Consider the following 4588-nt stretch of genomic DNA (forward strand, 5'->3'; position numbering starts at 1 on the left):
CTCTAGAAGAAACACTTAAAAAATTAAAAGAAACTCAAGCTCAATTAATTAAGAGTGAAAAAATGGTGGGTTTAAGTCAGTTAGTTGCTGGGGTTGCCCATGAAATTAATAATGCTATTAGCTTTATCTATGGTAATATTGCACCTGCCAGAAATTATGCAGAAGATTTATTAGATTTACTCAACCTTTATCAGCAATATTATTCAGATCCTGTAGCTGAAATTAGAGATAGCCAAAGTATAATAGAGGTAGATTTTATCAGAGAAGATTTTCCGATTTTGCTGAATTCTATGGAAGAAGGTGCTAGAAGAATTCAAGAAATCGTTTTATCCTTACGCAACTTTTCCCGTCACGATGAATCTAAACAGAAACAAGTTAATATTCACGAAGGTATAGATAGTACCCTACTAATTTTGCAACATCGCCTTAAACCCCAACTAGGATATCCAGAAATTAAGATAATTAAAGAATATAGTAATTTGCCATTAGTCGAATGTTTAGCAAGTCAAATTAATCAAGTTTTTATGAATATTTTGGCTAATGGTATTGATGCTTTAGAAATGTCATGGGAAAAATTAAAATCTAAATTTTATTCTACTAAACCCCTGATAAAAATTAAGACAGAAGCTATCAATAAAAACTATATATCTATCCATATTATTGATAACGGACTAGGAATACCAGCAGAAATAAAAAAGAGAATATTTGACCCTTTTTATACAACTAAACCTGTGGGAAAAGGTACGGGTTTAGGGTTATCCCTGAGTTATCAAATTATAGTTGAAAAGCATGGGGGAAATTTTTACTGTAATTCTGTAGTTGGTCAGGGTACAGAATTTGTGATTGAATTGCCCGTTATTTATGGTTATAATCCATGAATAAGAGTGAATTTTTATCAAAAAATATTAATATTTTAACTAATACTAAAAAAATCTAATTAAAATAAAATTATTTCATACTGGTAATACCGTTTCACGGAAGTAGGGCGAATGGCCATTCGCCCCTACAAAAGTTAAAAGTAAGATTTTTTGGGCTGCAAAACTTTGATGTTACAGTAATTTACCGAATAATTAATAATTATTAATTATTAATTANAAATTATTTCATACTGGTAATACCGTTTCACGGAAGTAGGGCGAATGGCCATTCGCCCCTACAAAAGTTAAAAGTAAGATTTTTTGGGCTGCAAAACTTTGATGTTACAGTAATTTACCGAATAATTAATAATTATTAATTATTAATTATTAATTAAATCATTTAGCTTAAAAGTCTCCCCTTTCAAGGGGAAAAAATAATTTTTTTTCCTTATTGGTCAATCCTCTCCCTTTTAGGAAGAGGTAATTATCCATTATCCATTAATGAAGGAAATTATTTCACATATATAGTTTGTATAGTTTCAAACTATTTGTGACATTTCTAAAGTGAATTGGTATAAGGTACAAAGTTTGAGGATTTAGAAAACAGAAAAACAAGTGTACCTAAGTAACTTGATAAATACTATAAAATATAATTAATCATATCAAATGTTAAAATTTAACCCACTTTATCCCCGCTATCCACGGCGGAAATTTCTGAAAAATCTGGGTTGGGCAGGAGTAGGAATACTAGCAGCTTGCACAACCCCTTCTAACAACACAACTGACAACAACCAACCCGTAAAAATTGGCGCAATGTATCTCCTGACCGGAGGTTTTGCTACTTACGGCGAATTTGCTAGAGATGGCATTAACCTCGCCCTAACAGAAATCAATACTAACGGTGGCATCAATGGTCGCACCGTAGAAGTCATATTTGAACACGAAGGCGACCCAGTACAAACCGCCCGCAGATTAGTATTAGAAGAAAATGTAGACTTTCTTATTGGTATCGACAGCTCCGGTAAGGCTGAAGCTCTCGTGCCCACCCTACCAGAATTAGGGCGAGTGTTAATGGTGACTCATGCAGCAACCCCCAAAATTACTGGAGAATTATGCAATAAATACATTTTCCGGTGCAGCGTCAACGGTGCGCAAAACGCCACCGCTGGAGCAGACATCGCAACCAAAGCACCATATCTGAAATGGACAACCATCGGACCTGACTACGCTTTCGGTCATCAAAGTTGGGATTTTTTCCAAAAAGCAGTGCAGCAACGTCAACCAGATATTAAATTTTTAGACAAAACCGCCTTTCCCACACTAGGCGCAGAAGACTACAACAGCTTTATTACCACCCTAACTGAATCAAATGCAGATGCAATATGGTGTAGTCTTTGGGGAAATGATTTAGTCAACTTTGTCAGACAGGCAAATAAATTTGGTTTGTTTGCCAAATTCCCAGTATATATGGAATTAGGAGCAGCAATGGAAGTATTAACCGCATTGGGAGCAGAAATGCCTATTAGTCAGTGGGTAGGTACCCGTTACTGGTGGCAAACTCCAGATACAGAAATTAATCGTAACTTTGTCCAGAAATTTCGCGATCGCTACAACAGCTACCCCAGTTACAACGCCCAAAATGCCTATGTTGGTTTACATCTACTGGCAGCAGCAGCTAATGATGCCAAAACTACCAATACTGAAGCAGTTATCCAAGCATTGGAGGGTAGGGAATACGAAGCTCCAATGGGAAAAGTCACCATCCGAGGAGCNGAAATTAATCGTAACTTTGTCCAGAAATTTCGCGATCGCTACAACAGCTACCCCAGTTACAACGCCCAAAATGCCTATGTTGGTTTACATCTACTGGCAGCAGCAGCTAATGATGCCAAAACTACCAATACTGAAGCAGTTATCCAAGCATTGGAGGGTAGGGAATACGAAGCTCCAATGGGAAAAGTCACCATCCGAGGAGCAGATCATCAAGCTATTGTCGATGTCACCTGGGGCAAAACTGCTAAGAGTGTAGATTATCCATTTCCTATTCTCGACCCCATTCAAATTGCACTTGGAAATTCTGTCACCAGATCAGCAAATGCTACGAGTTGCCAGTTATGATATTGTTTTACGAAAGTCAAAAGTCAGATGCTCTTGGCTGAAAAATTTGCGCTTTTAGACTTAGAACTGATTCATCAAGTAAATCTTAACACAACTGCTACTGCCCATTACTGTCATTGCGAGGGGGGAGATCAGAAAACTATTTAGGTATATCGAATTATTACCCCCCGTGGCAATCTTTGGCTGACTGCGAGATTGCGTCGGCTGAGTTAATGGTTTTTCGTGAAGGTTAACTTGTTTTATTACCGCCTCGCAATGACAACATAATATTTATTTAGATTTCTTTGATAAATTAGCTCTTATACTATTTTTCAATAGTTATCCGTAAGTCCAGTAGGGTGCGTTAGACGGCTCAAATCACTTGCTGTGAACGTTATTTAACAATCCGTCGTAACGCACCATTGAATATGTGTCGGTCTACTACAGGTTACTGCAGCGGGCAAGATGCCCGCACCACAAAAGTTTTACTATTCACGCCTTATACATCATTTGTCCGAAATATGCTGTAATATTTACTTTTGACTTTTGATCTCCGTAAAACAGTATGACAATTTCTACTTTCATCATATTTTGCCTTAACGGTCTCACTAACGGAATGTTACTCTTTCTCATCTCCGCTGGACTAACTTTAATCTTCGGAGTCATGGGAATATTAAACTTTGCCCACGGTAGTCTATATATGTTGGGAGCTTACCTAACATTTTCCCTCGTTACCCACGGGTTAAATTTTTGGATCGCCCTAATTTTTGCTCCCATGGCAGTTGCAATTATTGGGGCGATAATTGAATCTATTTTTGTCAGGCGCATCTATCATCAAGATGTCAGCTTTCAACTATTGCTCACATTTGCATTCGTACTTTTAATCAATGACTTAGTNTCTATTTTTGTCAGGCGCATCTATCATCAAGATGTCAGCTTTCAACTATTGCTCACATTTGCATTCGTACTTTTAATCAATGACTTAGTGCGTTTAGTCTGGGGAAGCGCCCCCTTAACAACCCCGACTCCTGAGTTATTTGCGGGAACAGTGCAAATTTTTGACCGCCCCTATCCTGCATACAACCTCTTAATCATTATTCTCGCGCCTTTAGTGGGAATTAGTTTATGGTTATTTTTGAGCAAAACCCGCCTTGGTAAAATCATGCGAGCTGTTGCCCAAGACAGAGTTATGGCAGGAGCTTTAGGAATTAATGTACCGCAATTATTTACCAGGGTTTTCATGTTGGGAGCTTGGTTGGGTGGTGTTGCCGGGGTATTAGTTGCTCCCTTACGCACCCTCAACCCGGCAATGGCAGATAATGTAATTATTGAAAGTTTTATTATTACTGTTATCGGTGGTTTGGGGAGTTTGCCAGGTGCATTAGAGGGGCATTATTGTTAGGTTTAGTTAATTCTTTTGGCATTTTAATTGCACCGAGAGCGCAAGTAGCTTTTCCATTTATTTTGATGGCAATTACATTATTATTTCGTCCTCAAGGATTGTTTGGTAAAATTCAACGTTAATATTATACAAGGAAGAAGGAAGAAGTGGATATAGTATTAAATCCATAAGGGAAAAGATAAGTAGATAGTTCTAATTAAACGTTAAAAAATTGTAGGGGCGAGTTTAACCA

Annotated in this window: 4 protein-coding genes and 2 pseudogenes; all 6 read left to right on the forward strand. The window is 37.5% G+C overall.

All coding sequences use genetic code 11. The features are described from left to right. A partial coding sequence (locus AFK68_RS09470; protein WP_143437734.1) for a sensor histidine kinase occupies window positions 1–878 on the forward strand: 878 nt, incomplete at its 5' end. A gap of 645 nt (window positions 879–1523) precedes the next feature. Beyond that, the coding region (locus AFK68_RS44690; protein ID WP_371357305.1) for an ABC transporter substrate-binding protein at window positions 1524–2629 on the forward strand (1106 nt) is incomplete at its 3' end. A 4-nt stretch (window positions 2630–2633) separates the two neighbouring features. Continuing rightward, complete coding sequence (locus tag AFK68_RS44695; RefSeq protein ID WP_371357306.1) at window positions 2634–2975, forward strand: ABC transporter substrate-binding protein; 342 nt, start codon at window positions 2634–2636, stop codon at window positions 2973–2975. 544 nt (window positions 2976–3519) lie between these two features. Beyond that, a pseudogene (locus tag AFK68_RS44700) lies at window positions 3520–3851 on the forward strand (branched-chain amino acid ABC transporter permease); the annotation flags it as partial. A 1-nt stretch (window position 3852) separates the two neighbouring features. Continuing rightward, a pseudogene (locus tag AFK68_RS44705) lies at window positions 3853–4356 on the forward strand (branched-chain amino acid ABC transporter permease); the annotation flags it as partial. Beyond that, the gene (locus AFK68_RS43390; RefSeq protein WP_256386525.1) at window positions 4350–4478 is read left to right on the forward strand and encodes a hypothetical protein; all 129 of its coding nucleotides are present in this window, start codon (window positions 4350–4352) and stop codon (window positions 4476–4478) included. The pseudogene AFK68_RS44705 and the gene AFK68_RS43390, both read left to right, overlap by 7 nt. Window positions 4479–4588 lie beyond the last annotated feature (110 nt).

This window comes from Hydrocoleum sp. CS-953 (assembly GCF_002260545.1).
In the GTDB taxonomy this organism is placed as follows: domain Bacteria; phylum Cyanobacteriota; class Cyanobacteriia; order Cyanobacteriales; family Microcoleaceae; genus Trichodesmium.